This is a genomic window from Lutimonas vermicola, from assembly GCF_038433205.1.
Lineage (GTDB): Bacteria > Bacteroidota > Bacteroidia > Flavobacteriales > Flavobacteriaceae > Lutimonas > Lutimonas vermicola.
Genome location: NZ_JBCDNA010000003.1, coordinates 1 through 23,597, shown reverse-complemented (window position 1 = coordinate 23,597; position 23,597 = coordinate 1). Strand labels below are relative to the sequence as shown.

Below are 23,597 nucleotides of genomic sequence, written 5' to 3'. Positions count from 1 at the left end.
AAGCGTAAAAGTACGATTTTTTAGAATACGTATTTCAGATCCAGCCCGACATAGTAATTCTGAGGATTTCCCGGATAATAATACCTGGGTGCATTATTGCCAAAGCTTCCTGCATTGATTTGTAGCATGGAGGCATAGGTTTCGTTAAAGATATTATTGAATCCCAGAAAGGCATTAAATTGTAAATGATCGCCAAAATCCTTTCGAAATCCGGTTTTTAAATTTACCAGCTGATAAGAAGAAGCATAAACACTATTATCATCACGTATAGGGATCTCACCGATGTATTGGTAATTCATATAGGCATAAAACCCAAAGGAAGTATTCAGGTAAAGCTGGGAAAAGAAGGTTTTATCAGGAACTCCTGTAAGGTCATTTCCTGAATAGTCATTGTCAAGATCTTGAAATTCATCAAAGTTGTAATCGTTAAAACTGAAGGCATTTGTATGGCTCAACTGAACCCGCTGGTTGTCAAGCAAAAAATAATTTAATCCAATTTCAAGGCCTTTATGAACTGTTTTACCGGCATTAACCCCTATGAATTGGTCATCACCGGTCCTTCTGGCAACTAAAAGATTCTCGATATCCATGAAATAGGCCGAAACCTCATAATTAAAAATGTTTTTAAAGATTTTTCCACGGCTTCCAACTTCATAGTTCCATCCTGTCTCCGGCTGTATTTCATTGTTGATCAGGCCATCCGGCAACAGCGTTTCTTCAAGTTTTGGAGGAGAAAATCCATGACTCACCGAAGCGAAGAACATACTGGTTTTGTTCAATTGATAGCTAAGACCAATTTTTGGTGAGATGATTGGATCGAAGCTGTATGTTCCTGAAGCATCATTGATTCCTTCATTAAAATCGTCGCTAAGCGTGTAGGAGGTTTGATTTAAATTAAGGCCCAGATTGATAAGGAATTTTTTTGACAAGTGGTATTTACCTTCTGCAAAGAAGTTAAAATAATACCTGTTTTCTTTTAAGTTACTCAGGGCAGACCCTTTGACACTGCCGGTACCCGGTGGATAATCCTGATAGAGATTCTCAAAGGTCTTCAATCGATTTAGATCATTGAAAAATTCTAAGCCCACTGTCCATTGCAGCTTTTTTTGAAAGATGTTTGCATTTTGAATGAATCTGCTCCTAAGGCCAAAAGCATTTGTATTTTGTTCAAGAATATTAAAGGGTCTCGCTTCGTAGGAATCTAACAGGCTTCCGAATATACTACTGATCTGTTTTGATTTTTCGCTGTATTCATGTTGCCAGGAAAGGCCGAGCAAAAATTTTGAATAATCCTCAAACCCTTTTGATGCTGACCATGTAAAAGCTGCCTTTGTGGGATCATTCTCAAAATCTTCGGCATCAAGGGAGCTCGGAATATATGATTTCAGATCAATGAAATTGGCAATGATATTTAGGTTATTACGCTCATTTAAATAGTGATTTGAAGCCACGGTCACTGTTTGTCTGTCAAGCTCATTATTATCCCTGTATCCATCGCTGTGTGTATTGGAATAGCTGATTTTAGCTGAATTTTGCTTGTTGGCGAGGTTTGTGTTGATCCAAAATTTCTGCAGGCCAAAGGATCCGAAAGTAAAGGAAGTTTGAACTGCACGCGAATTGAAGAGGCCTTTGTCCGGAATAAGCTGAATAGTGCCTCCCAGACCTGCACCATAAATACTGGAGGAAGGCCCTTTGAGCACTTCCATGCGAGCGATTCCTTCAAGTTCGATATCTTCAATGGTTGTTTCACCAGAACCATTGGTAAGCGGGATGTCTTGATAATAAGCTCTGATTTTGCTCGTTCCGAATAAATTTCTTGAACCAATACCTCTTATGGTGATCCTGTTGGTACCGAGGGTGCCGTTGTGCATATAAACTCCCGGGACACTATTGAGGATGGGTGCTATATTGACACCATCATTACTTTTGAGCTGTCTTTTCGGAATAATAGTAATTGCTGAAGGGATCTCTTTTAAAGCACTTTGAAAATGATTCGATTTTATGACTACCTCAGCCAGATCCAGAGGTTTTTCGTAAAGCTCAACAACGATGTATTCTGCACCCTCGATGTTCATTGAAACACTGGCATATCCCTCCTTTATAAACAAATAAATCCCCGGTTTGTCAAGAGAGAAACTTCCATTGAAATCTGTATGACCTTGAATATTGCCAAAGGCATCAAGTATTTCTACATCATGAATTTCAAGCGTGTTCTCGGCGCTTATGACCTTTCCCTGAAATGATTGACCGTTTAGCGATGATGAAATAAATATCAGAATTATGGATATTTTTAGCCATGGCCCTACTTGAAGTTTCATTTTTTAATGATATTTATTTGACTACTCCGTTTTTAACGGTGTTTTTCCCTTCACTCACATAATAAACAAAACCATTAATGATGGCATAGACTACTTTTTCATTTTTGCTGAGTAAAAAAGTTGCTTCCTTACCCAATTTCAGATGAGGAGATGGTATGCTGTTATTTTTGGGAATTTTGATCTTCTTTATGTCAATAATATTCATGGGCATTGATGTAAATTTGATTTCTTCGGGTAAATTATTGATGCTTACAGAAGTATAACCCTGAGAAAGGAGCGTTGAAAAATCCAAGGCCATAAAATCGTCAAAGTCATTCAGGATTTTTGGGTAAGTTTCTCCAACCTTAAACGTAAACCCCTCGGCATCTACGGTTTCATATCCAAAATTAGACGAAAGATCACCTATATCGCTAATCTTTCCAACATAATAGAATTCACTGTGGTCCTTGTTTTCTATCTCATACCGATTAACACCTATATCTATTTTAAAATCCATGCCCAGATAGGAAAAAGCCAGGTTTTCTATTTTAAGATCAAAGAGTTTCCGATCATTTTTAGGAATTGACAAATATTGATCAAGTGTCATTGATTGATAGCTATCGGATGAGATGCTTTCGATAGCTGATAAGATGCTTACATAATTGAGTTTGCGGATAAACTGCTTCTCCGGGTCTTCATAGTACCCCCCTGATTCAATGAGTATGGTACTAGTTCCCCATTTTTGCATATTGTCGCCAAAAGCTCTGGGCTCAAACTCATCCGAATACCTCCCTATTTGACCACGTGCGTATCTTTGAAGCACGGAGTTCATTTTAGCGATGACGCGCATGGCATTGCCTCTTGTCTGGTTAATGTCTTTTTCAGCATTAAATGCAGGGGCCAAAAATGAAATCGTCGCAGGTTTCAAGGTTTGTTTGGTATTGTAATATTTGCTTTGATCATGAAGGTTAAAACCAAAATCTGCATCCAGGCTATCCCTTGCATTTTTAAGTAATTTCGATTCAGGTGATTGCAGCCTCTGTGCATCCCTGTTTATGTCTATTCCAATGGCATTGCGCCTATTAAAGATTTCGGCACCATCAGGATTCAGCATAGGAATAAAATGCACTTTGACATTTTTTAGCAGGGTTTTGTCGGTTTTAAAATAATTGATAATATCGAACATCGCGGCCGTTGCCGTTGGTTCATCACCATGCATCTGCGACCATAACAATATTTGCGTTTCTCCTTCACCAGCACTTATCATAGAAATAGTGCGTCCTTGAATAGACTTACCCAACAAGTTGATTTCAAAACCCTTTTCTGATTTTAGGCTATCAATGAGAGGTTGAATGTCTCTGTGCTTAAACCGACGTTTATCAATTGATGTTTCCCTGAAATTTTCATATGAATCAAATAAACGCTGATCAAATGTTTGTTTTTGGGCCAGACCCAAGAAGGGAACTAACAATAGCAAAAAATATTTAGTCATGATTTTGAGTTGTCTGGCACAATTTCCCAATGTAAAGATGCCGTTGATTTTCTAATTTTTTTCATAAAATCCTTGCCGGGATCTGATTTTTCGGTTCTGTAGCCTTTATCTATTTCGAGCCATAAGGGATGGTTTTCAAATTGGGTGTATTCATAATGGCCAATGAGGTAGTTGATCTCTGGAAACTGCTCCTTTAAATATTTGATCAGTTTGATATTTGATCTAAGTTGTTTTTTTGTCAAAGGCATATTTGGGGTTCCTCCAACATTTTCAATACCAATGGCACAGTGGTTCAGTCCGATCACATGTCGGGCCATGATATTTTCAGGTAGCAGACGATATACTTTTCCATTTTGATCTACAAGAAAATGAGCAGATACGTTCAAAGCGCTGGCATTGGTTATATCTTGACGCGAATTAGGAAGTTTACTTTCTTTAAAAGCATCAAATGAGGTTTCAAATCCGGGAATTGCAGTCCAGTGAATAACAATCATTCGAGGATTGATCGTGGGCTCGTTTTTAATTATCCCATATCTTTTTTCCAGATAATCGATACTCAGTTGTTTTCTTTCCTCATCAAAAACTACGGGATTGTCATTGATTTTAAAGGAGTTGCAAGAAAAGAGACTAAGGCAAACTAAAAAAATGCAAAGTCCTGATTTTAGCATCGGGTGAAAATGAAGTTTATTTATTGGGGGCTAATTTAGCCAAAAATAAGCTTGATAAATTCAAAAAAATAGTTTATTTCAATGCCAATTGAGTACTTGATCAAATACAAAAAAATATTGCCGGACTTTTCATAAGCTGATTTTATCATTTCTCTTTACTTCTTTATAAAAATATTAAGAATTGGCAGTCAATGATGATATAATCGTATGAAATTGACACATTTTGATAAAAAAGCTTATTAATACCAAAAAGTGAAGGGGATTTTAAAATTGCATAACTTTACAAAAAGACAATTCATGGGCCAAAAATATATGTCAAACAGTGTCTTGGAAAAACTTCCCTATCATTTAAGGGATTTTATCTTAAAGCAACCATATGATGAGTACACCTGGCAAAACCAGGCAGTTTGGAGATATGTCATGAGAAAAAACATGGATTATCTAAGTGAGGTGGCTCATGAATCTTATATTCCCGGGCTTGCCAAAGCAGGGATCTCAGTAGATGAAATTCCAAGAATGGAAGGGATGAACAGGATTTTAAAGGATATTGGCTGGGCGGCAGTATCTGTTGACGGTTTTATTCCTCCCAATGCTTTTATGGAATTTCAGGCTTACAATACCTTGGTGATAGCCGCAGATATCCGGACCATTGATCACATTGAATATACACCGGCTCCTGATATCATTCATGAGGCCGCAGGACATGCACCAATTATAGCAAATCCGGAATATGCAGAATACCTCCGGAGGTTTGGGGAGATTGGTTCAAAGGCAATATCCTCAGCGAAGGATTTTGAATTGTATGAAGCAATAAGGCATTTATCAATCATTAAAGAAGATCCAAAGACCAAGGCGGAACAGGTATCTCAAGCAGAAGAACAGATAGCTCACATCACAGCTCATATGGGCACACCGAGTGAAATGGCAGGAATAAGAAATATGCATTGGTGGACCGTGGAGTATGGTTTAATCGGTGATATTGACAACCCTAAAATTTATGGGGCAGGGCTTCTTTCCTCAATTGGAGAAAGCAAATGGTGCATGGGGGATCAGGTAAAAAAGATACCGTATTCCATCGACGCTTCAAGAGTGGAATTTGATATTACCAAGCCACAACCACAATTATTTGTAACACCTGATTTTGCCCATTTGAGTTTTGTTTTGGAGGAATATGCCAATACGATGGCTCTAAGAAGTGGAGGCTTAAAGGGCGTTGAAAAATTGATTGAGTCGATGAATCTGGGAACTGTAGAACTCAGTACTGGAATTCAGATTTCAGGCAAGTTTATTGATGTGATCAGCGATGAACGAATGAGACCTGTATACCTCAAGACAAAAGGACCCACGGCACTGGCTTATAAGAATAAGGAACTTATCGGGCACGACAAAAAATACCACAAAGATGGATTCGGATCTCCTGTTGGTAAATTAAAAGGGATCAATCTGCCTATTGAAAACATGTCACCAACCGATCTGGAGGCCTATGGAATTTATGAAGGTCGAAAGACCAGATTGTTGTTTGAAGGAGGCATCCTGGTAGAAGGTGAAATAATTACAGGAAAGCGTAACTTACAGGGAAAGATCATTCTTATTTCTTTGAAAAATTGTACGGTGACTTACAAAGACCAGGTATTGTTCCATCCTTCCTGGGGAACTTACGATATGGCGATAGGGGAATCTATCATATCGGCTTTTTCGGGCATTGCTGATCCCAATGCTTTTGGCCAGCAGTTTGAAGTACCTAAGGAAAAGACACATAAAATTAGTTACTCTAAAAAAGAAGAGGCCCTGTTTAAGCTTTATGAAAAAGTGCGTATGATGAGGGCTTCTCAAAAAGTTAATGAAGAAGTGCTTGAAAACATATTCGGGCAGCTTTTAAAAAACTACCCGGATGATTGGTTATTGGTTCTTGAAATCTATGAAATTCTAAATTCTAAAAGTTCGACTGGATTCAGAAACAAGGTGAGGTCTCATTTGGAAGAATCCTATCACAACGAGCACGTAAATCAACTTATTAAAGATGGAATACGTTTGGCTGATCAAGACACTCTAAATTTATAAGCTACAACTGAGAAACCCTTAAGGTGTTCACCATACCTTTGTCATGTACAGGCATGGAAGTCAGATTGATCACAAAATCACCTTTTTTCGCGTAGTTCCTCTCCAGCGTAATCCTGTTGAGGTCCTCTACCGTTTCATCGGTACTTACCATCTTGTCGTAGAACTGTGCCTTTACCCCCCATAATAAATTTAATTGGGCCAGGATTCTCGGATTATCTGAAAAGGCCAATATATTTGACTTTGGCCTTCTTGCCGAGATCTGGAACGCGGTATAACCACTATTGGTCAGCGTCGTAATTGCTGCTGCCTCAATCTCATCCGCTAATTTTGCAGCGTTACTACAAACAGCTTTAGAGATATAACGCTCATTGATGCAATTTACTCCCTGAACATAACCTTCGATCAACTCGGAGTCCTCCACACTAACAATAATACTCCTCATCGCTTTGATCACTTCTACGGGATATTCACCAATAGAAGTCTCACCGGAAAGCATTACGGCATCAGCACCATCCATAATGGAATTGGCTACGTCATTGACTTCTGCCCTTGTAGGGATTTGACTCGTAATCATAGACTCCATCATTTGGGTGGCAATAATGACAGGAATACGAGCTTCTTTGGCTTTTCTGACAAGCATTTTCTGTATGATTGGTACTTTTTGCATTGGCACTTCAACACCCAGGTCACCTCTGGCAACCATTATTCCGTCGCAATAGGAGGTCAAATGGTTGATATTTTCCACGGCTTCAGGCTTTTCAATCTTTGCGATTATAGGAATCTTATAACTTGATTTCTCCTTGATAAGATCACTTAATTTAACAAGATCTTCAGGTGTTCTCACAAAAGACAAAGCGATCCAGTCAACTTCCTGCTCAATCGCAAATATGGCGTCTTTGATATCTTTTTTAGTCAGTGCAGGCAATGAAATTTTTGTATTGGGAAGATTCACACCTTTTTTAGATTTTAAGCTACCACCTCTTATAACTTTGGCTCTAACCGTGGTATCTCTGTCTGTATCAAGTACTTCAAAAAGAAGTTTACCATCATCTATCAGAATACTTTCACCTTTTTCAACATCCTTTGGGAAGTTCTGGTAGGTCATAAAGGCTTTTTCCTTAGTTCCCGTGCATTTTTCAGTTGTGAACATAAATTCGTCTCCTTTTTTAAGGACAACTCCATCTTCCATAACACCTACCCTTAGTTTAGGTCCTTGAAGATCTGCAAGCACGGCAACATTATAATTACTCTCTTTATTTAAATCACGAATATCCTTGATTTTGGTTTTTACATCCTCGTAATCGGCATGTGAAAAATTAATTCTAAATACATTAACACCGGCAACCATCAATTCTTTTAGCTTCTTCTTGGTTCCAATTGCGGGTCCAAGGGTGGCAACGATTTTCGTTTTTTTTCTTTTTTTCATTCTTAAAAAATTAAATTATCCCTTGATTTTAAATCCATAGGGTCAACGGCATATGTCGCCATTATATTATTTATTTTATTGATACCGGTCAATACGGTATTGAATTCTGTATCATCTTTTAAGCCATTAATTTTGATAAAATAATCTACCCTTTTCTTTTCTGGAATCAAATAGGAGATTTTGGTTTCTTCCGGAAACAAATTGCCTCCACCAGCTCTTACGTTCTCTGTGAAGACATGTTTATTCGCTATCAACGACCAGGTTGTAAATGCAGTTTCATCCTCAAATTTATACAATGGGAAACTGCAATTCCTTGACTTAAAATCAAGATCATCCTTATATCGTCTCAATTGTATATTCAAGTAGTGATTCAAAAAAAATGCCATTCTATAGTCTGCGAGAACAGAATGAATTCCAATCAGAGTATAATCATGATCGTATTCAAAATCAATGCTATGAATTTTTGACACAATAATTGGTTTGATTCAAATCATTTTCGCAAAAATAAAGATAGTTTTGGTAAAACAACTCAAATATTTGCGAAATTGGTTTAATTGAACATTAAAATGGGGAAAAAACCATTCGATTCAGGCTTCTATCTGAGCCTTTAGTTTATAATAAGCCCTTTTGGAAGCAATTTCTTCTGCCTTCTTTTTTGAGGTAGCACGTCCTTTTGAAACCAGCTCGTGATCAACGTGCAATTTTACACTAAAATGCTTTAAGGTGTCATTTCCTGTATCTTCATATACATTGTACTTGATCCTTTTTCTGTTCTTCTGACTCCATTCAATCAAAACACTCTTATAACTTGTAATCTTGCCTTCAAGCCTTTCAATGTCAACGTAAGGTTCGATAACAAACCTGAAAATAAATTTTTCGGTAAATGAATATCCTCGATCTGAATGAATAGCCCCGATAAGGGCTTCAAAAAGGTTCCCGTGAATATTGTCACCAAAATTAGAACTGGGAATTGAACTTTCAACAAATTGAATCAGGTCAAGGTCTTTGCCCAATTCATTGAGATGTTCGCGGCTTACAATCTTTGAGCGCATTTGCGTTAAATAACCTTCATCTCCTGTTGGAATCTTTTTAAATAGGTAATTGGCAATTACTGCCCCCAAAATTGCATCTCCGAGGAATTCAAGACGCTCATAATTCATGGGTTTACCACTGAGTTTTAACTTCTTTAAAGAGCTATGTGTAAAAGCTTCTTTATAAAAATTAATCTTTTTAGGGCGGTATCCCAAAATTTTCTTCATCGCCATAATAAATTCTTCATCCTTAGCACTATGAGAATTTGTTATTTTGCGAATAAGATTCATGCAGTATTAGTCTTCGTATTTTCTAAATAAGATACAGGCATTATGGCCACCAAAACCAAATGTATTGCTCATGGCTACCTTTACATCTCTTTTCTGAGCCTTATTAAAAGTAAGGTTTAAATTAGGATCAATTTGATCATCATCCGTAAAATGATTGATCGTCGGCGGGACTATCCCCTTTGTGATTGAAAGGATGGATGCAATTGCTTCAATAGCTCCGGCAGCTCCTAACAAATGGCCGGTCATTGATTTTGTCGAATTAATGTTCAATTTATAGGAATATTCGCCAAAAACGGATTGAATTGCCTTAAGTTCAGCTACATCTCCTAAGGGAGTTGAAGTTCCGTGCATATTTACGGCATCAACTTCTTCCGGGCCAATTCCTGCATTTTTTAAACAGTTTAGCATGACATTTTTTGCTCCTCTCCCTTCAGGGTGTGGCGCAGTAATATGATGGGCATCAGCCGATAGGCCACCGCCAATTACTTCTGCATAAATTTTTGCACCTCTGGCCTTAGCGTGTTCCAGTTCCTCAAGTATCAAAGCCCCTGCTCCTTCACCTAAAACAAATCCATCTCTATCCTTATCGAAAGGACGGGAAGCTGTTTTTGGATCATCATTTCTTGTAGATAATGCGTGCATGGCATTAAAACCGCCAACACCTGCAATGGTAACTGCTGCTTCTGAACCTCCTGTTACCAGGATATCTGCTTGACCTAAACGAATATAGTTCAGAGAGTCAATAATTGAATTTGCAGAAGAAGCACAGGCAGAAACAGTTGTAAAGTTTGGACCTTGTAAGTTGTGTTTGATCGAGATCTGCCCGGGAGCAATATCAGCGATCATTTTTGGTATAAAAAATGGGTTAAAACGAGGAGAACCATCTCCTTCAGCATAGTTGAGAACTTCGTTTTGAAAGGTTTCAAGACCCCCAATTCCGGCACCCCAGATTACACCAATTCGAGTCGTATCTTCTTTTTCCAGGTCAAGCCCTGAATCAGCAATAGCCTCATCAGCCACAACCATTGCATACTGGGTGAATCTATCCATTTTGCGAGCTTCTTTCCTGTCATAAAAATCTGTGACATTAAAGTTTTTTAGTTCGCAAGCAAATTGAGTCTTAAAATCAGAAGCATCAAAATAGGTAATGGGAGCAGCCCCGCTAACTCCGTCAACAAGCCCTTCCCAGTATTCTTCAACAGAATTCCCAATAGGCGTCAAAGCACCTAATCCTGTAACAACTACCCGTTTTAGTTCCATCCTTAAAAGATTGTATTAATAAAAACAAGAAATTACGAGCCGTTTCCAATTGGAAAAGCTCGTAATTTTATAAGTAAAGTAAAATTTATTTAGCTTCTTCTATGTAGATAATAGCCTGACCAACAGTTCCAATGTTTTCTGCCTGGTCATCCGGAATTTGTATATCAAATTCTTTTTCGAACTCCATTATTAATTCAACTGTATCTAATGAATCCGCTCCTAAATCGTTGGTAAAATTAGCTTCATTTGTAACTTCATTTTCATCAACTCCTAATTTGTCAACGATAATGGCTTTAACTCTTGATGCAATGTCTGACATAATTTTTTAATTTTAAATTTAATTATTGTGGCAAAAATAATATATTTTAAGTTGAAATTGGTAAAAAGTAAAAAAAAGTTGAACAAGGTTGTATTGACAAATACTTTCCTTTTTGTTTTTTCAATCTGATTATTATTCTTTTTTTTGCTTAACCGCCCAAAATATTAATTATGCTGAGGATTATTATTTTCGCTTCAGGCTCTGGTACGAATGCAGAGAATATCATTGAACACTTTAAAAACAGCGCAATAGCAAGAGTGACTTATGTGGTGACGAATAATCCGAATGCAGGAGTTTTAGAGAGAGCCAAAAGGTTGGAAATCCCCGTTAAGGTGTTTAGCAAAAAGGAAATGGAGTCTGATTCTTTTTTAAATTTTTTAAGTAGCCATGCTGACTTTATTGTTCTTGCCGGATTTTTATTGAAGATTCCCGATAAGATGATTGGCCTTTTTCAAAATTCCATCGTAAATATACATCCTGCTTTACTTCCTAAATACGGTGGAAAGGGTATGTATGGGATGCATGTACATGAGGCTGTAGTTGCGAATCGGGAAACAGAGACTGGGATCACCATTCATTACGTGAACGAAAATTACGATGAAGGAACTATCATATTTCAAAAGTCAGTAGCGGTTGAAAATAATGATACAGCAGCGGATGTCGCAGCAAAAATACATGTTTTGGAGCAGGAAAATTTTCCAAATGTCATTGAAAAACTATTAAAAGATATCCATGAGGGTTAACGTATACACAGATGGTGCCTGTAGTGGAAATCCAGGAAAGGGCGGCTACGGGATCATTATGGAATGGGTTGGCAAGCCTTATAAAAAGGAATTTTCAGAAGGGTACAGATTAACAACAAACAACAGGATGGAACTCCTTGCTGTAATTGTGGCGCTCGAACAGCTCAAAAAAGAAGGGATCGAAGTAATGGTGTATTCGGATTCCAAATATGTTGTGGACTCAGTCGAGAAGGGATGGGTATTCAACTGGGTCAAAAAGGGGTTCAAAGACAAGAAGAACGCCGATCTTTGGCGCAGGTTTTTAGTTGTTTATAAAAAGCACAAGGTCAAATTTCATTGGATCAGGGGTCACAATGAGCATCCTCAAAACGAACGTTGCGACCAACTGGCTGTAAATGCAGTAAAAAAAGAAACCCTCCAGGTAGATGAAGGGTTTGAACTTTCTCAAAATAATACGACAGGGAAACTTAGTTTAGAATCCTGATCTATTGCATTAACTGTACTTCTCCCGGCCTCCAGGTTTTATCTATCCAAGGCTTTAAAGGTCCGTAAACTCTAAATGCAATAAACCAACTTTTACCCGGAATGGTCTGAAGCCAGTTTCCTTCTCTGTTTTTAGGAGCCTCCGGAGCGAAAAAAATATCAAATGAACCGTCTTCATTTTGGATAAAACCTTCTGATTGGCTTCCTACCGTTGGATATGGCTGATCTGTTTGCAGCATGGATCTGGTCTGTGAATCATATATGGTAATTGCCCAAAAGTCTTTGGCAGGAACATCAGCCGGAATATGCAGTTTATAAGACTTGCTTCCATCAAAATGATTTTTATCAGCATCGACAAAAGCAATACCATAATCTGAACCTTTTCCAGGAACCGAAACTGCCATGGCTGGCGTCACTGCCGTGTAAGGATAGTGGAACATCACCCGTGCATCCGAATTCATACCACCGTTTTCTGTGGTAAAAAACACATTTTTATTCACCCAACCCATGATCCAGGCACTATCGCTGCCGGGATAAACTTCAATGCCTTTCATAGTGCCATCAGTTCTTGGATACCATACAATAGAGCGGGCAATAGCATTACCAATGGCAACCGCCTCAGTGAGGATATTTTTCATTCGAGCATCAGGATTAAACTCCTTACCTTTTTCGATGCCAATGGAAGCAAAAAGCCCTTTTGTTTCAATATCTAGCATTTCATCCGATTCATACTGGATCCAGTCATTTAAATGTTCATAAAAAGAATAATCATTCGTATGGATGGTATTAACCGATTTACCAGAACCACTAATGAATTCCATGGCAGGAGGATCATTCTTCTTACTCAAAGGATATACTTTAAGATGATCTTTTACATTTTTTACCGCAGCCTCTAGACCGTTCGCGATGGAACCCCTCATAAAAGTCCAAACATGATATGTTTTCGGATACAAAACGAAATAGCCTGTTGGGATATTACCATCGTATCCAGGAGGAATCAAAAGGTAATTGCCTCCTTTTCCTTTGTCTTCTCCAAGGGGACCAACATCGGCAATATACCTGAACCAGGCATCATTAAATGCGCCTAACATCCCGGGTGGTACTTCAACTACCGTTGGTCCATCTGCTTTTAAATCCACAATAGGGGTTACATATAAGGTAGAAGTATTGGCTGTGAGAAATAATGGTTTCGAGTCCATTAACTTATCCGTGATCAATACCTGATTGTATTTTGTGGCGCCGAGTTGTTGAGGGCCAAGGATCAATCCTCGAACAGAAGCTCCCGGCATTCCTTTTAAAAAAGCATCAACTCCTCTCATCCTATCGAGGTAGTCATAAACATTATCTGCAGTATTTTTGCTTGGAACCCCATCAAAAAAATCAAGAGTTCCTATAGAAGTTTCTACGTGATCGGGTGTTTTTAACCCTTCCGGAATGTCAGTTGTTTGTGAATAAGTGGTACTCTGTGGCGCTGTAACCGATTCGATTTTAGTTTCTTTTTCTGCAGGTTGGCAAGCCATCATTGCTACAATAAGGCCAGTAGAAATCAAGGGGGGACATTTCATTGGTATTGGGTTTTTTAAGAAAGAGGATGTTTACCTCAGTAAACATCCTCATGTATTTTTTTAAGACAAAAATCTTTGATTATTGAGATATAGCTAAGATAAGCAATTCATCATTCTTGTCATAGAGATAAAGTTCCTTTTTGACTATCTCAAAGCGGGAGATATTAGGTAAATTCTTAAAGAACACATCCTCAACACTCATGTCAGGACACAATTTTCTGGTAGCACCCGCAGGCCCAAAACTCAAAGCGTTTCCGGAAACATTATAGGTGGCAAAATAATTGTTACAACCGGCAAAACCAGCAACCTTGGCGTCTTTTTTTTCAAAGATCATAGTTGGTGAGTTACTTAATTGTTCCAATCCTTTAATTTTGATAACCGTCCATTCTTTTATCAGATCAGAATCATAAAGAGTAGGTATTTTAGAGATGATATTTTTTAATTTATAACGAATGGAGGAGGCGTCAGCAGCAGGATTTTCCACTGGGATTTCATTTACCAGTAACTCATAGGTGTATCCTTCTTCGTATTCGAAGCCCTCTATTTGATCATAGAAAAAAGTCCATTCATCTTCTGGATTTTCTTTTACAAGCATACATGACTGCGGGCCAACCCCGATGCAATTTTCTATATGATCAGCGACAATCAACACTTTAGATTGAACTTCATTGTTTGAAGTGCAGGACATTGCGATCAACAGGAACAAATATTTCATAGTAATATTAAATTAAGATAGCATTGTTTTCGCTCTTATCAGCGCCTCGATAAAAATATCAATTTCCTCCTTTGTGTTATAAAAAGAGAAGGAAGCACGAACTGTACCAGGAATTTTATAATAATCCATAATGGGTTGGGCACAATGATGTCCGGTCCTTACAGCAATTCCCAACTTGTCTATAATTGATCCAATATCATAAGGATGGATTCCTTCAATATTGAATGAAATTACAGCAGTCTTTTCTTTAGAAGTACCATAAAGTACCATCTTGTCAATTTCCAGAAGTTTATTCGTAGCGTAATGAAGTAATTCATTTTCATAAGCGGCAATCTGATTAAAGCCTATGCTGTTCATATAATCAAGGGCTACTCCAAAAGCAATAACACCCGCGATATTAGGGGTACCTGCTTCAAATTTATGGGGTAGCTCGGCATATGTTGTTTTTTCAAAGGTAACCTCACTGATCATTTCTCCCCCTCCCTGATATGGAGGTAATTTATTTAACCAGCTTTCCTTTCCGTAGATCATTCCAACTCCGGTTGGCCCGCAAAGCTTGTGGGCCGAACAGGTATAGAATTCACAATCAAGTTCCTGAACATCAGGTTTTATATGAGGTGTGGCCTGCGCGCCGTCGATCAGAACAGCAGCAGCATAATCATGAGCCATATCAATAATTTTTTTGATCGGGTTGACAGTCCCTAGGGCATTGGAAACATGATTGACAAAAACCAATTTGGTTTTTTCGGAAAGGAGGTCTCCATAAGCGTCTATATCCAATTCTCCTTTAAGCGTCATCGGAATTACCTTAAGCACCGCACCTGTTCTTTCGCATAACATTTGCCAGGGTACTATATTTGAATGATGCTCAAGTGCAGAAACAATGACTTCGTCTTCATGTTTAAGCAAAGAAGAAAATCCGGATGCTACCATATTGATACTATGGGTTGTACCCGATGTCAATATGATTTCATGGGACTTGGCTGCATTAAAATGGTTTTGAATTTTAATTCGGGCCTCCTCATAAGCATTGGTAGCTTCCTGACTCAAGGTATGTACCCCTCTATGGATATTGGCGTTAAAGTTACTGTAATAGTCAACAATGGAATCCATCATGACCTGAGGTTTCTGCGAAGTGGCAGCATTGTCAAAATAGACCAATGGCTTCCCATTGACCTTGCGATTGAGAATAGGAAAATCCTTTCTTATTTTTTCTACGTCGAACATATTTTATTTAGATCCATTCAAAATACAAATATACGATAGTAAGCCGGCAAGGCCTCGAAATATGAATTGAAAAATTTGTTATTTTTACCCAAGTTAATAATCCGATTCTCATGAATAAAAAACGTAAGTACCTCTTAATTGTAGTTTTGATCTGTATCATCTACCTGGGTTATACTTATTATCCTGCCCTGAACATTGTAACAGGTTATGCCAGTAAGAATATGGCATCGGGCTTGTTTCTGGCCAATAGAGATCGGCTGTCAATGGAAAAACAGGATAATGGATTTTTACCTATCAACTTAGCCTCTTACCAGATAGATACTATTGAAAAATCAGTAACCGCATCCCTATTTGGTTTGATGACAAGAAAAGCGATTTATGTCGATGGTTTGGGTGCTATTCTGGTTAATGATGACTATGTTAAAGGAAGGAAGTTTAAAGTTCCAAATCGCATTTTCTCAAAAAAAATGATGCCATATCCATATGGAGAGCTACCTCAAAAAGACACGATTTTTGGTGAGGTCAATTATGATAAACTTCAAAAGGCTGTAAACAACTCCTTTGATGAAGCAGGAGAAAAAAAACAGCAGACACGATCAGTGCTTGTTCTTTATAAGGACCATATTATTGCCGAGAAATATGCGGATGGATTTGATGATTCCTCGCTTATGCATGGATGGTCCATGACCAAAAGTCTGACCGGTACTTTGTATGGAATATTGCAACGACAAGGCAGCATCGAGATCAATGAAAAAGCGGGTTTGGAAGCTTGGGCAGAAGATGAAAGACAGCATATCACTTATAATGATTTGCTACATATGAACAGTGGATTGGCTTGGGATGAAGAATATTTTAACATATCGGATGTCACAAAGATGCTGTATCTGGAAAGTGACATGGGCCAGGTTCAAATAGCCAATCAATTGGTTGGGGAACCTGATCAATTATGGAATTATTCTTCGGGCACCACCAATATACTATCGGGGCCGCTTCTCAGAAAGGAATTTGATAGCCATCAGGACTACCTCGATTTCTGGTATAGTGAATTGATCGATAAGATTGGAATGCATTCGGCCTTAGTTGAAACTGATTTGGCGGGGAACTATATCGGGTCATCTTATGCCTGGGCAACAACAAGAGACTGGGCGAAATTCGGATTGTTATATTTGCATGAAGGCAATTGGAACGGAGTGCAGGTAGTAGACAGTTCATGGGTACAATATGCAGCAACCCCCACAAATACTTCTGAGGGCAGGTATGGCGCACAGTTTTGGTTAAATGCCGGTGGTTATCATCCAGATGTTCCAAAAGATATGTATTCCAGTAACGGATTTAAAGGACAGTATGTTTTCATCATACCCAGTCGTAACCTTGTAGTGGTAAGAACAGGCTTGGTATCTGAACCAAAATTTGACCTTAACGGATTCTTGCGAGACATCGTTAACAGTATAGAATAAACATTGAGATGATATGGAGTTGAATCTTCAACATATTGACAGGGTAAAAACTATTTCAAAATCAGATTTTGTTCAAAACTACCTAAAACCTCAGATTCCTGTGGTGATTGAAAATCTTGCCGATGACTGGCCGGCTAATGCTAAATGGAATTTTGACTATATAAAGGAAAAAGTGGGGGATAAGATCGTCCCGCTCTACGATGATCGCCCGGTGACGTATAAAGATGGGTTTAATGAACCGCATGCCTCAATGACAATGAGCCAGTATATAAACCTGTTGCAAAGGGAGCCAACCAAATACCGAATTTTTTTATACAATGTTTTAAAGGAGGTTCCTGAGTTACAGGAGGATTTTGATTTTCCCGATATAGGTTTGAAGCTTTTGAAATCCTTGCCCATGCTTTTTTTCGGAGGGGAAGACTCTCACACTTTTATGCACTATGATATAGACTTGGCTAACATCCTTCACTTTCATTTTCAAGGTAAAAAAGAGTGTATACTGTACCCTAATGAAGAAAGAAAGCATTTGTATAAGATCCCGCATTCACTGATTACCCATGAATCTATAGATTTTTCAAATCCTGATTTCAATCAATGGCCTGCTTTAAAAAATGCCAAAGGGTATAGAACTGAACTGGAACATGGGAATACCCTTTATATGCCTGAAGGTTACTGGCACTATATGCGATATATCACACCGGGATTTTCAATGAGCATGAGGGCAATAGCCATGAATCCTAAAAACTTATCCAAGGCCATCTATAACATATTTATCATGAGGAATATAGATAACCTTATGAGACGCGTTAAAGGCCAGAAATGGATTGATGAGAAAAATGAAAAAGCAATAAAGAATACCCATTCAGGCTTATAGATGCAATTTACATCTCCATTCCCAATTCAACTTGAAGTTTCTCAGCGAGTAATTTATTTATCCTTGATTTGAGTCCGGGAATTTTTATTTTTTCAACTACGTCATTACAAAAGGCAAATAACATCAACGCTTTGGCTTCTTTTTTGGGGATACCTCTTGATTGCAAATAAAATAGGGCACTATTATCCAGTTGACCAATTGTGCAGCCATGTGAACATTTTACATCATCCGCAAAGATTTCTAACTGAGGTTTTGCATTTATACTCGCTTTGTCCCCGATAAGGATATTGTCATTCTGCTGATAAGCATTTGTTTTTTGAGCCAGTTTATCAACGATAACTTTTCCATTAAACACCCCTGTTGACTGATCATCATAGATGCCTTTATACATTTCATGACTTTCGCAGTTTTCTTTTTTGTGATGTACCAGCGTGTGGTTATCAACATGTTGTTTATTTCCAATGAGGGTTATTCCATTAAGGTTAGAAGTAATATGTTCTCCTTCCTGATGGAATTCCAGATTATTACGCGTAATATTTCCTCCAAAGGAAAATGTATTTACAGAGACGATACTGCTGTCTTTTTGCTGAACGTATGTATTATCAATTAACGAAGACGTATTTTTGTCATTCTGAATCTTGTAAATATCGGCTATGGCTCTTTTATGAGCGAAGACTTCTGTTACGGCATTAGTCAATACCAGATTATTCCCAAGGTTCTGGTGACGTTCATAAATCTGAACATGGGAATTCTCGCCCACAACAATCAAATTTCTAGGCTGTAGCATGATCTCCTTTTCATTTCCTGTTGAGAAATGAAGGATCTGAATTGGTTTTGGGAGTACGATATTTTTTGGAATATTGATAAAGGCCCCCTCTTTGGAGAAGGCGGTATTCAATGAAGTGAGACTCTCACTTTTTGACGCAACAGTACCAAAATAGTGATCGACTACCATTTTGTATTTAGGTTGCTTCAATGCCGATGACAGGATACAGATATCTGCTCCCTCATGAGTGGTGTCTGACAAAAACGAACTGTAAGCCCCATCAATAAAAACGATTTTATACGATTCAATTTCGTGTAGAAAATATTTTTTGACCTCTTTTAATTCTATGGCGGTATCAGCCTCCGGGAATACACTGAAATCATTTTTAATCAATGAGTTCAGAGAAGTATATTTCCATTCCTCATCTTTTCTGTCAGGGAAACCTGATTTTTCAAATTGTTCAATAGCAGCTGATCTGATTCCGTGTATTTTAGAATCCAGATCCACATTACCTTTATTCTCAAAAGCCATAAAAGAGGCTACTAATTTTTCTTTTAAATCCATATCACTTCCAACTATTTCAACCAATCATAACCCTTGTCTTCCAACTCATGTGCAAGCTCTTTTCCTCCAGATTTAACGATTTTACCATTATGTAAAACGTGAACAAAATCAGGAATAATATAGTCAAGCAAACGCTGGTAATGGGTAATGACAATCACCGCATTATTCTCGTTTCTCAATTTATTGACTCCGTTGGCAACTATTTTTAAGGCATCAATATCTAAACCTGAATCAGTTTCATCAAGGATGGCCAAACTTGGTTCAAGCATCGCCATTTGAAAGATCTCATTACGTTTTTTCTCACCACCCGAAAATCCTTCATTTAAAGACCTGGAAAGAAACTTTCTATCCATTTCAAGTAATTCTGACTTTTCCCTGATGAGTTTAAGCATATCTCTTGCCGGCAGATCCTCCAGCCCAAGAGCCTTTCTTTTTGCGTTAATGGCAGCTTTGATGAAATTTGTAGTAGAAACTCCTGGAATTTCAACGGGATACTGGAAGGACATAAATATTCCTTTGTGAGCCCTTTCATCCGGAGACATGTCGAGAATGCTTTCATTCTCAAACTCGATATCACCATCCAAAACTTCATAAGTTTCATTTCCGGCAATGACCGATGAAAGTGTACTTTTTCCAGAACCGTTTGGTCCCATGATGGCATGTACTTCACCAGCTTTGACGTCCAAATCAATTCCCCTTAGGATTTCTTTGTCGTCAATTCCGGCATGTAGATTTTTTATATGTAGCATTTTAAATATCTTAAAGTCTTTATGTTTTGTTCTTTGTTATCCGACGGATCCCTCAAGTGAGATTTCCAATAATTTTTGGGCTTCTACGGCAAATTCCATTGGAAGTTTATTTAATACTTCCTTGCTGAAACCATTGACGATTAAGGCGATTGCTTTTTCAGTATCAATACCTCTTTGGTTGCAGTAGAACAATTGGTCTTCTCCAATTTTACTTGTGGTAGCCTCGTGCTCTATTTGAGCCGTTTTATTTTTTGCTTCTATATAAGGAAAGGTATGTGCACCGCACTCATTACCCATTAACAGAGAATCACATTGTGAAAAATTTCTAGCATTTTCAGCACGAGCCCCGACCTGGACAAGGCCTCTATATGAATTTTGTGATTTCCCTGCCGATATCCCTTTTGAGATTATGGTACTTCTGGTATTCTTACCAAGATGAATCATTTTTGTTCCTGTATCTGCCTGCTGAAAATGATTTGTAACGGCTATGGAGTAAAACTCCCCGACCGAATTATTTCCTTTTAGTATGCAGCTTGGATATTTCCAGGTAACAGCACTTCCTGTTTCCACTTGTGTCCATGAGATTTTTGAATTGTTATGGCAAATACCTCTTTTTGTCACAAAATTGTAAACGCCGCCTTTCCCTTCTGCATCTCCGGGGAACCAGTTTTGGACGGTTGAATACTTGATTTCTGCATCGTCCAGAGCAATCAATTCAACAACGGCAGCGTGTAATTGGTTTTCATCTCTTGCAGGAGCCGTACATCCTTCTAAATAACTTACATAACTTCCTTTATCTGCAATCACAAGTGTTCTTTCGAATTGACCTGTACCCCCTTCATTAATCCTGAAGTAAGTGGAAAGTTCCATAGGACAAGTAACTCCTTTTGGGATATAGCAGAAAGAACCATCTGTAAAAACAGCTGAATTCAAAGCCGCATAGAAATTATCAGTTTTAGGGACAATACTACCTATATATTTTTTTACCAGCTCAGGGTGGTCCTGAATGGCTTCAGAAATAGGACAGAAAATAATTCCTTTTTCGGCCAGGGTCTCCTTGAAAGTTGTCGCTACTGAAACCGAATCAATTACAATGTCCATGGCAACGCCCGTTAAACGCTTTTGTTCGTCAATTGAAATTCCCAATTTGCTAAAAGTCTTTAACAATTCAGGATCTACTTCATCCAAACTTTCCAATTCTTTCTTGGGTTTCGGGGCAGAGTAGTAACTGATAGCCTGAAAATCAGGCTTCTCATATCTTACATTGGCCCATTCGGGCTCCTTCATCTGCTTCCAAATCTCAAAAGCCTCCAAACGCCATTCAGTCATCCATTGTGGTTCATTCTTTTTCTTGGATATAGCGATGATGATATCAGCGTTCAAGCCTTTTTGGAAGGTTTCGGATTCAATATCCGTATAGAAACCATATTCGTATTCTTTGGTCTCGAGTTCTTTCTTTAAGTCATCTTCGGTGTACTTACTCATAATATCAAATTAAAGATTAATTAAAGGGAAAAACTTTCACCGCAGCCACAGGTTCTGTTGGCATTGGGGTTTTTAAATACAAAACCTGTTCCGTTAAGCCCACCTGAATAATCAAGGGTAGTACCCACCAGATATAAAAAACTCTTTTTATCAACAATGATTTTGATGTCATTGTTTTCAAAAACCTTGTCGTTTTCCTTTTCTTCTTTATCAAAAGTTAATTCATACGACAATCCAGAACAGCCCCCGCTCTTCACACCTACGCGAATATAATCTCGGGAAGCGTCATAACCATCCTCTCGCATCAACTCGATGGCTTTCAATTTTGCTTTTTCGGATACTTCTATCATAACAAATTAGATTCATTCTAAATAAGTGCAAATATATGGTAAAATAAAGACTTAAAGAATTTTCTAAAAAAAAAGTAGGCCTTAAACACAATAAAAAATATTTTTTTGCAACACGAAAAAGGAGCAATATTACCTGCATAGCTGCGTTTCCGATATTAACAATTTTCTCGAGTTATTAACATCTTCTTAACAAGGATGCACTCTTTCCGTAAAGCTAATGTCAATATCCTTGAGATAAATTGTTGACATACAAATAGATAATTTAAAAAATAGGATATGAAAACCGACATCTCCCTGATCGGTAGGCTATCAAAAAAGTACATTTTACCCCTGTTTTCACAAGATAATTTTGTGTTAACAGGATTTACGCATGCAACAAACAACAACAATAACAGAACAAATTGTATGAACAATTTAACAATAGACCCTAAAGAAAGGATGGATTTTATTAGGAAAAAATTACCTAAGAAATCCAACTATTCTTCAAAAGGACTCAGGATTTTAATGATTTTGGGCCTTCTTTTATTTTCCATAAGCCTTTTTGCTCAGAATGTGGGTGACTATGGAGCGATAGGTAATGGTGATTGGGATGATCAGTCTAATTGGGGGGTCTGGGACGGATCAAGTTTTGTAAACAATGGAACTTATCCCGGAGCAGGAGGAATAGCTTCCTATGACGTTTATATCAACAATAATTTTACCATTATTATCGATGGTGAAGTCCCTGGTACATTCCAAACATTGATTATCGGAGAAGGGACTTTAGGGACGCTTCAAATCATAGGTAATTCAGAATTTCATTTTGCGATGCTCTTAATTGAAAGCAATGGCGTAATTGATTGGGGAGGAAATACAAATTATTCTTTAACCTTACCTGAAGATGTTGTAATCATTATAAAAGAGGGTGGAATTTTAGACGAAGAGGGAAGTTGCAGTGCAAGCAGGTCAATTGTAATTGGAAATAACACTTATTCTGTTTGCAATAATAATGCAGGGAATGATGAGCTTTCATTTGAAGAGTTGATTAATAATGGAGGATCGGTTTTTTTGAATCCGACTTCTAATTCACCTATCTGTGAAGGTGCTATACTTGATTTGGAAACAAATCTTGAACCTATCGGATCAGGAGACCCCAATGATTATGCTGTTAGCTGGTCTGGTACTGGTCCAAATGGCTATACTTATAGTTCAACGGTTGAAGACCCTTCCATTTCGGGGCTTGAAGATGGGGATTACACATTTGAAGTTACGGTAACTTACTTTGGTACAATTACAAAAACAGAGAGTTTGGATGTAGTTGTAATTTCTTCACCTACTGCAGAAGCAGGCGTTACCGCGGAGCTTACTTGTGTGATCACCACGATCACCTTAGATGGTTCAGGCACTACACCAGGTTTAGATTACTTATGGACAGGTCCGGGTACGATTACAGCTGAGACTACATTGAGTCCAACGATTGATACGCCGGGTACTTATACTTTAACAGTTACTAATTCATCAACAGGATGTACGGCTACCGATACGGTAGTTGTAACATTTCTTAACGATACGACAGATCCTGTAGCGGATGTTGCAAGTTTACCAGCACTTACTGCACAATGTGAGATTGCATCTTTAACGGCACCAACAGCTATAGATAACTGTGATGGCGCTTTAACGGCAACAACAGGAGTTAGTTTACCAATCACATCAAGTACAACAATTACCTGGACTTATACCGATGCAAGTGGTAACACGGCTACCCAGACCCAAGCGGTAGTTATAAATGATACGA

20 protein-coding genes and 1 pseudogene are annotated in these 23,597 nt (G+C 38.1%); 6 read left to right on the top strand and 15 right to left on the bottom strand.

All coding sequences use genetic code 11. The annotated features are described in order from the left end of the window. Positions 1 to 20: 20 nt before the first annotated feature. The 3 genes from AABB81_RS12045 to AABB81_RS12035 are packed head-to-tail and all read right to left on the bottom strand — an operon-like array spanning position 21 to position 4,457. Complete coding sequence (locus AABB81_RS12045; protein ID WP_342160796.1) at positions 21 to 2,318, bottom strand: TonB-dependent receptor; 2,298 nt, start codon at positions 2,316 to 2,318, stop codon at positions 21 to 23. Positions 2,319 to 2,331: 13 nt separating this feature from the next. Continuing rightward, positions 2,332 to 3,789: a M14 family zinc carboxypeptidase gene (locus tag AABB81_RS12040; RefSeq protein WP_342160795.1), complete on the bottom strand. Its 1,458-nt coding sequence runs from the start codon at positions 3,787 to 3,789 to the stop codon at positions 2,332 to 2,334. Continuing rightward, complete coding sequence (locus AABB81_RS12035; RefSeq protein ID WP_342160794.1) at positions 3,786 to 4,457, bottom strand: peptidoglycan recognition protein family protein; 672 nt, start codon at positions 4,455 to 4,457, stop codon at positions 3,786 to 3,788. The genes AABB81_RS12040 and AABB81_RS12035 overlap by 4 nt, the downstream gene beginning before the upstream one ends. Before the next feature lie 297 nt (positions 4,458 to 4,754). Here AABB81_RS12035 and AABB81_RS12030 point away from each other — a divergent pair, with 297 nt between their 5' ends. Further along, a complete protein-coding gene (locus AABB81_RS12030; protein ID WP_342160793.1) occupies positions 4,755 to 6,518 on the top strand; it encodes an aromatic amino acid hydroxylase in 1,764 nt (587 codons plus the stop codon). Position 6,519: 1 nt separating this feature from the next. On the opposite strand, the gene pyk is transcribed toward AABB81_RS12030, so the two are convergent. From pyk to AABB81_RS12005, 5 genes are all read right to left on the bottom strand, one after another. Beyond that, on the bottom strand, positions 6,520 to 7,944 hold the full coding sequence (pyk, locus tag AABB81_RS12025; protein WP_342160792.1) for a pyruvate kinase: 1,425 nt from the start codon (positions 7,942 to 7,944) through the stop codon (positions 6,520 to 6,522). 2 nt (positions 7,945 to 7,946) lie between these two features. Then, positions 7,947 to 8,414, bottom strand: a complete 468-nt coding sequence (locus AABB81_RS12020; RefSeq protein ID WP_342160791.1) for an IPExxxVDY family protein — start codon at positions 8,412 to 8,414, stop codon at positions 7,947 to 7,949. 117 nt (positions 8,415 to 8,531) lie between these two features. Then, the gene (gene rnc, locus AABB81_RS12015) at positions 8,532 to 9,266 is read right to left on the bottom strand and encodes a ribonuclease III (RefSeq protein WP_342160790.1); all 735 of its coding nucleotides are present in this window, start codon (positions 9,264 to 9,266) and stop codon (positions 8,532 to 8,534) included. A 6-nt stretch (positions 9,267 to 9,272) separates the two neighbouring features. After that, positions 9,273 to 10,526, bottom strand: coding sequence for a beta-ketoacyl-ACP synthase II (gene fabF / locus AABB81_RS12010; RefSeq protein WP_342160789.1), 1,254 nt, complete (start codon positions 10,524 to 10,526; stop codon positions 9,273 to 9,275). An 85-nt stretch (positions 10,527 to 10,611) separates the two neighbouring features. Beyond that, the gene (locus tag AABB81_RS12005; protein ID WP_342160788.1) at positions 10,612 to 10,845 is read right to left on the bottom strand and encodes an acyl carrier protein; all 234 of its coding nucleotides are present in this window, start codon (positions 10,843 to 10,845) and stop codon (positions 10,612 to 10,614) included. 170 nt (positions 10,846 to 11,015) lie between these two features. Here AABB81_RS12005 and purN point away from each other — a divergent pair, with 170 nt between their 5' ends. Together purN and rnhA are read left to right on the top strand one after the other, a co-directional pair. After that, positions 11,016 to 11,588 carry a phosphoribosylglycinamide formyltransferase gene (gene purN / locus AABB81_RS12000; protein ID WP_342160787.1) on the top strand — a complete coding sequence of 191 codons (573 nt, stop codon included), beginning with the start codon at positions 11,016 to 11,018 and terminating at the stop codon, positions 11,586 to 11,588. Beyond that, positions 11,578 to 12,072 (top strand): ribonuclease HI, encoded by a 495-nt coding sequence (rnhA, locus tag AABB81_RS11995; protein WP_342160786.1) that lies wholly within the window; start codon positions 11,578 to 11,580, stop codon positions 12,070 to 12,072. Before purN ends, rnhA begins: the two co-directional genes overlap by 11 nt. Position 12,073: 1 nt before the next feature. On the opposite strand, the gene AABB81_RS11990 is transcribed toward rnhA, so the two are convergent. From AABB81_RS11990 to AABB81_RS11980, 3 genes are all read right to left on the bottom strand, one after another. Beyond that, complete coding sequence (locus tag AABB81_RS11990) at positions 12,074 to 13,636, bottom strand: DUF1254 domain-containing protein (RefSeq protein WP_342160785.1); 1,563 nt, start codon at positions 13,634 to 13,636, stop codon at positions 12,074 to 12,076. 79 nt (positions 13,637 to 13,715) lie between these two features. Beyond that, entirely contained in the window at positions 13,716 to 14,351 is a 636-nt protein-coding gene (locus AABB81_RS11985; RefSeq protein ID WP_342160784.1) for a DUF4377 domain-containing protein, read from the bottom strand. Positions 14,352 to 14,363: 12 nt separating this feature from the next. Then, positions 14,364 to 15,578, bottom strand: coding sequence for an aminotransferase class V-fold PLP-dependent enzyme (locus AABB81_RS11980; RefSeq protein WP_342160783.1), 1,215 nt, complete (start codon positions 15,576 to 15,578; stop codon positions 14,364 to 14,366). Between the two features lie 110 nt (positions 15,579 to 15,688). On the opposite strand from AABB81_RS11980, the gene AABB81_RS11975 reads away from it, so the two are divergent. Both AABB81_RS11975 and AABB81_RS11970 read left to right on the top strand, forming a co-directional pair. Next, positions 15,689 to 17,035, top strand: coding sequence for a serine hydrolase domain-containing protein (locus AABB81_RS11975; RefSeq protein ID WP_342160782.1), 1,347 nt, complete (start codon positions 15,689 to 15,691; stop codon positions 17,033 to 17,035). 13 nt (positions 17,036 to 17,048) lie between these two features. Next, on the top strand, positions 17,049 to 17,909 hold the full coding sequence (locus AABB81_RS11970) for a cupin-like domain-containing protein (protein ID WP_342160781.1): 861 nt from the start codon (positions 17,049 to 17,051) through the stop codon (positions 17,907 to 17,909). Between the two features lie 7 nt (positions 17,910 to 17,916). Here the strand turns inward: AABB81_RS11970 and sufD are convergent, their stop codons facing one another. From sufD to AABB81_RS11950, 4 genes are read right to left on the bottom strand one after another with little or no spacing between them, the layout of a single operon-like run. Then, entirely contained in the window at positions 17,917 to 19,239 is a 1,323-nt protein-coding gene (gene sufD, locus AABB81_RS11965) for a Fe-S cluster assembly protein SufD (protein ID WP_342160780.1), read from the bottom strand. Between the two features lie 11 nt (positions 19,240 to 19,250). Beyond that, entirely contained in the window at positions 19,251 to 19,988 is a 738-nt protein-coding gene (sufC, locus tag AABB81_RS11960; RefSeq protein ID WP_342160778.1) for a Fe-S cluster assembly ATPase SufC, read from the bottom strand. A gap of 36 nt (positions 19,989 to 20,024) precedes the next feature. Beyond that, positions 20,025 to 21,473: a Fe-S cluster assembly protein SufB gene (gene sufB, locus AABB81_RS11955; protein ID WP_342160776.1), complete on the bottom strand. Its 1,449-nt coding sequence runs from the start codon at positions 21,471 to 21,473 to the stop codon at positions 20,025 to 20,027. A 20-nt stretch (positions 21,474 to 21,493) separates the two neighbouring features. After that, a complete protein-coding gene (locus AABB81_RS11950) occupies positions 21,494 to 21,823 on the bottom strand; it encodes a HesB/IscA family protein (protein ID WP_342160775.1) in 330 nt (109 codons plus the stop codon). Between the two features lie 276 nt (positions 21,824 to 22,099). Here AABB81_RS11950 and AABB81_RS11945 point away from each other — a divergent pair. Continuing rightward, positions 22,100 to 23,597 (top strand): annotated as a pseudogene (locus tag AABB81_RS11945) (hypothetical protein); the annotation flags it as partial.

What these genes read in the sequence shown, in the direction of transcription:
- AABB81_RS12045 (WP_342160796.1), bottom strand. Translation starts at nt 2,318, where the DNA reads ATGAAACTTCAAGTAGGGCCATGGCTAAAAATATCCATAATTCTGATA.
- AABB81_RS12040 (WP_342160795.1), bottom strand. Translation starts at nt 3,789, where the DNA reads ATGACTAAATATTTTTTGCTATTGTTAGTTCCCTTCTTGGGTCTGGCC.
- AABB81_RS12035 (WP_342160794.1), bottom strand. Translation starts at nt 4,457, where the DNA reads ATGCTAAAATCAGGACTTTGCATTTTTTTAGTTTGCCTTAGTCTCTTT.
- AABB81_RS12030 (WP_342160793.1), top strand. Translation starts at nt 4,755, where the DNA reads ATGGGCCAAAAATATATGTCAAACAGTGTCTTGGAAAAACTTCCCTAT.
- pyk (WP_342160792.1), bottom strand. Translation starts at nt 7,944, where the DNA reads ATGAAAAAAAGAAAAAAAACGAAAATCGTTGCCACCCTTGGACCCGCA.
- rnc (WP_342160790.1), bottom strand. Translation starts at nt 9,266, where the DNA reads ATGAATCTTATTCGCAAAATAACAAATTCTCATAGTGCTAAGGATGAA.
- fabF (WP_342160789.1), bottom strand. Translation starts at nt 10,526, where the DNA reads ATGGAACTAAAACGGGTAGTTGTTACAGGATTAGGTGCTTTGACGCCT.
- AABB81_RS12005 (WP_342160788.1), bottom strand. Translation starts at nt 10,845, where the DNA reads ATGTCAGACATTGCATCAAGAGTTAAAGCCATTATCGTTGACAAATTA.
- purN (WP_342160787.1), top strand. Translation starts at nt 11,016, where the DNA reads ATGCTGAGGATTATTATTTTCGCTTCAGGCTCTGGTACGAATGCAGAG.
- rnhA (WP_342160786.1), top strand. Translation starts at nt 11,578, where the DNA reads ATGAGGGTTAACGTATACACAGATGGTGCCTGTAGTGGAAATCCAGGA.
- AABB81_RS11990 (WP_342160785.1), bottom strand. Translation starts at nt 13,636, where the DNA reads ATGAAATGTCCCCCCTTGATTTCTACTGGCCTTATTGTAGCAATGATG.
- AABB81_RS11985 (WP_342160784.1), bottom strand. Translation starts at nt 14,351, where the DNA reads ATGAAATATTTGTTCCTGTTGATCGCAATGTCCTGCACTTCAAACAAT.
- AABB81_RS11980 (WP_342160783.1), bottom strand. Translation starts at nt 15,578, where the DNA reads ATGTTCGACGTAGAAAAAATAAGAAAGGATTTTCCTATTCTCAATCGC.
- AABB81_RS11975 (WP_342160782.1), top strand. Translation starts at nt 15,689, where the DNA reads ATGAATAAAAAACGTAAGTACCTCTTAATTGTAGTTTTGATCTGTATC.
- AABB81_RS11970 (WP_342160781.1), top strand. Translation starts at nt 17,049, where the DNA reads ATGGAGTTGAATCTTCAACATATTGACAGGGTAAAAACTATTTCAAAA.
- sufD (WP_342160780.1), bottom strand. Translation starts at nt 19,239, where the DNA reads ATGGATTTAAAAGAAAAATTAGTAGCCTCTTTTATGGCTTTTGAGAAT.
- sufC (WP_342160778.1), bottom strand. Translation starts at nt 19,988, where the DNA reads ATGCTACATATAAAAAATCTACATGCCGGAATTGACGACAAAGAAATC.
- sufB (WP_342160776.1), bottom strand. Translation starts at nt 21,473, where the DNA reads ATGAGTAAGTACACCGAAGATGACTTAAAGAAAGAACTCGAGACCAAA.
- AABB81_RS11950 (WP_342160775.1), bottom strand. Translation starts at nt 21,823, where the DNA reads ATGATAGAAGTATCCGAAAAAGCAAAATTGAAAGCCATCGAGTTGATG.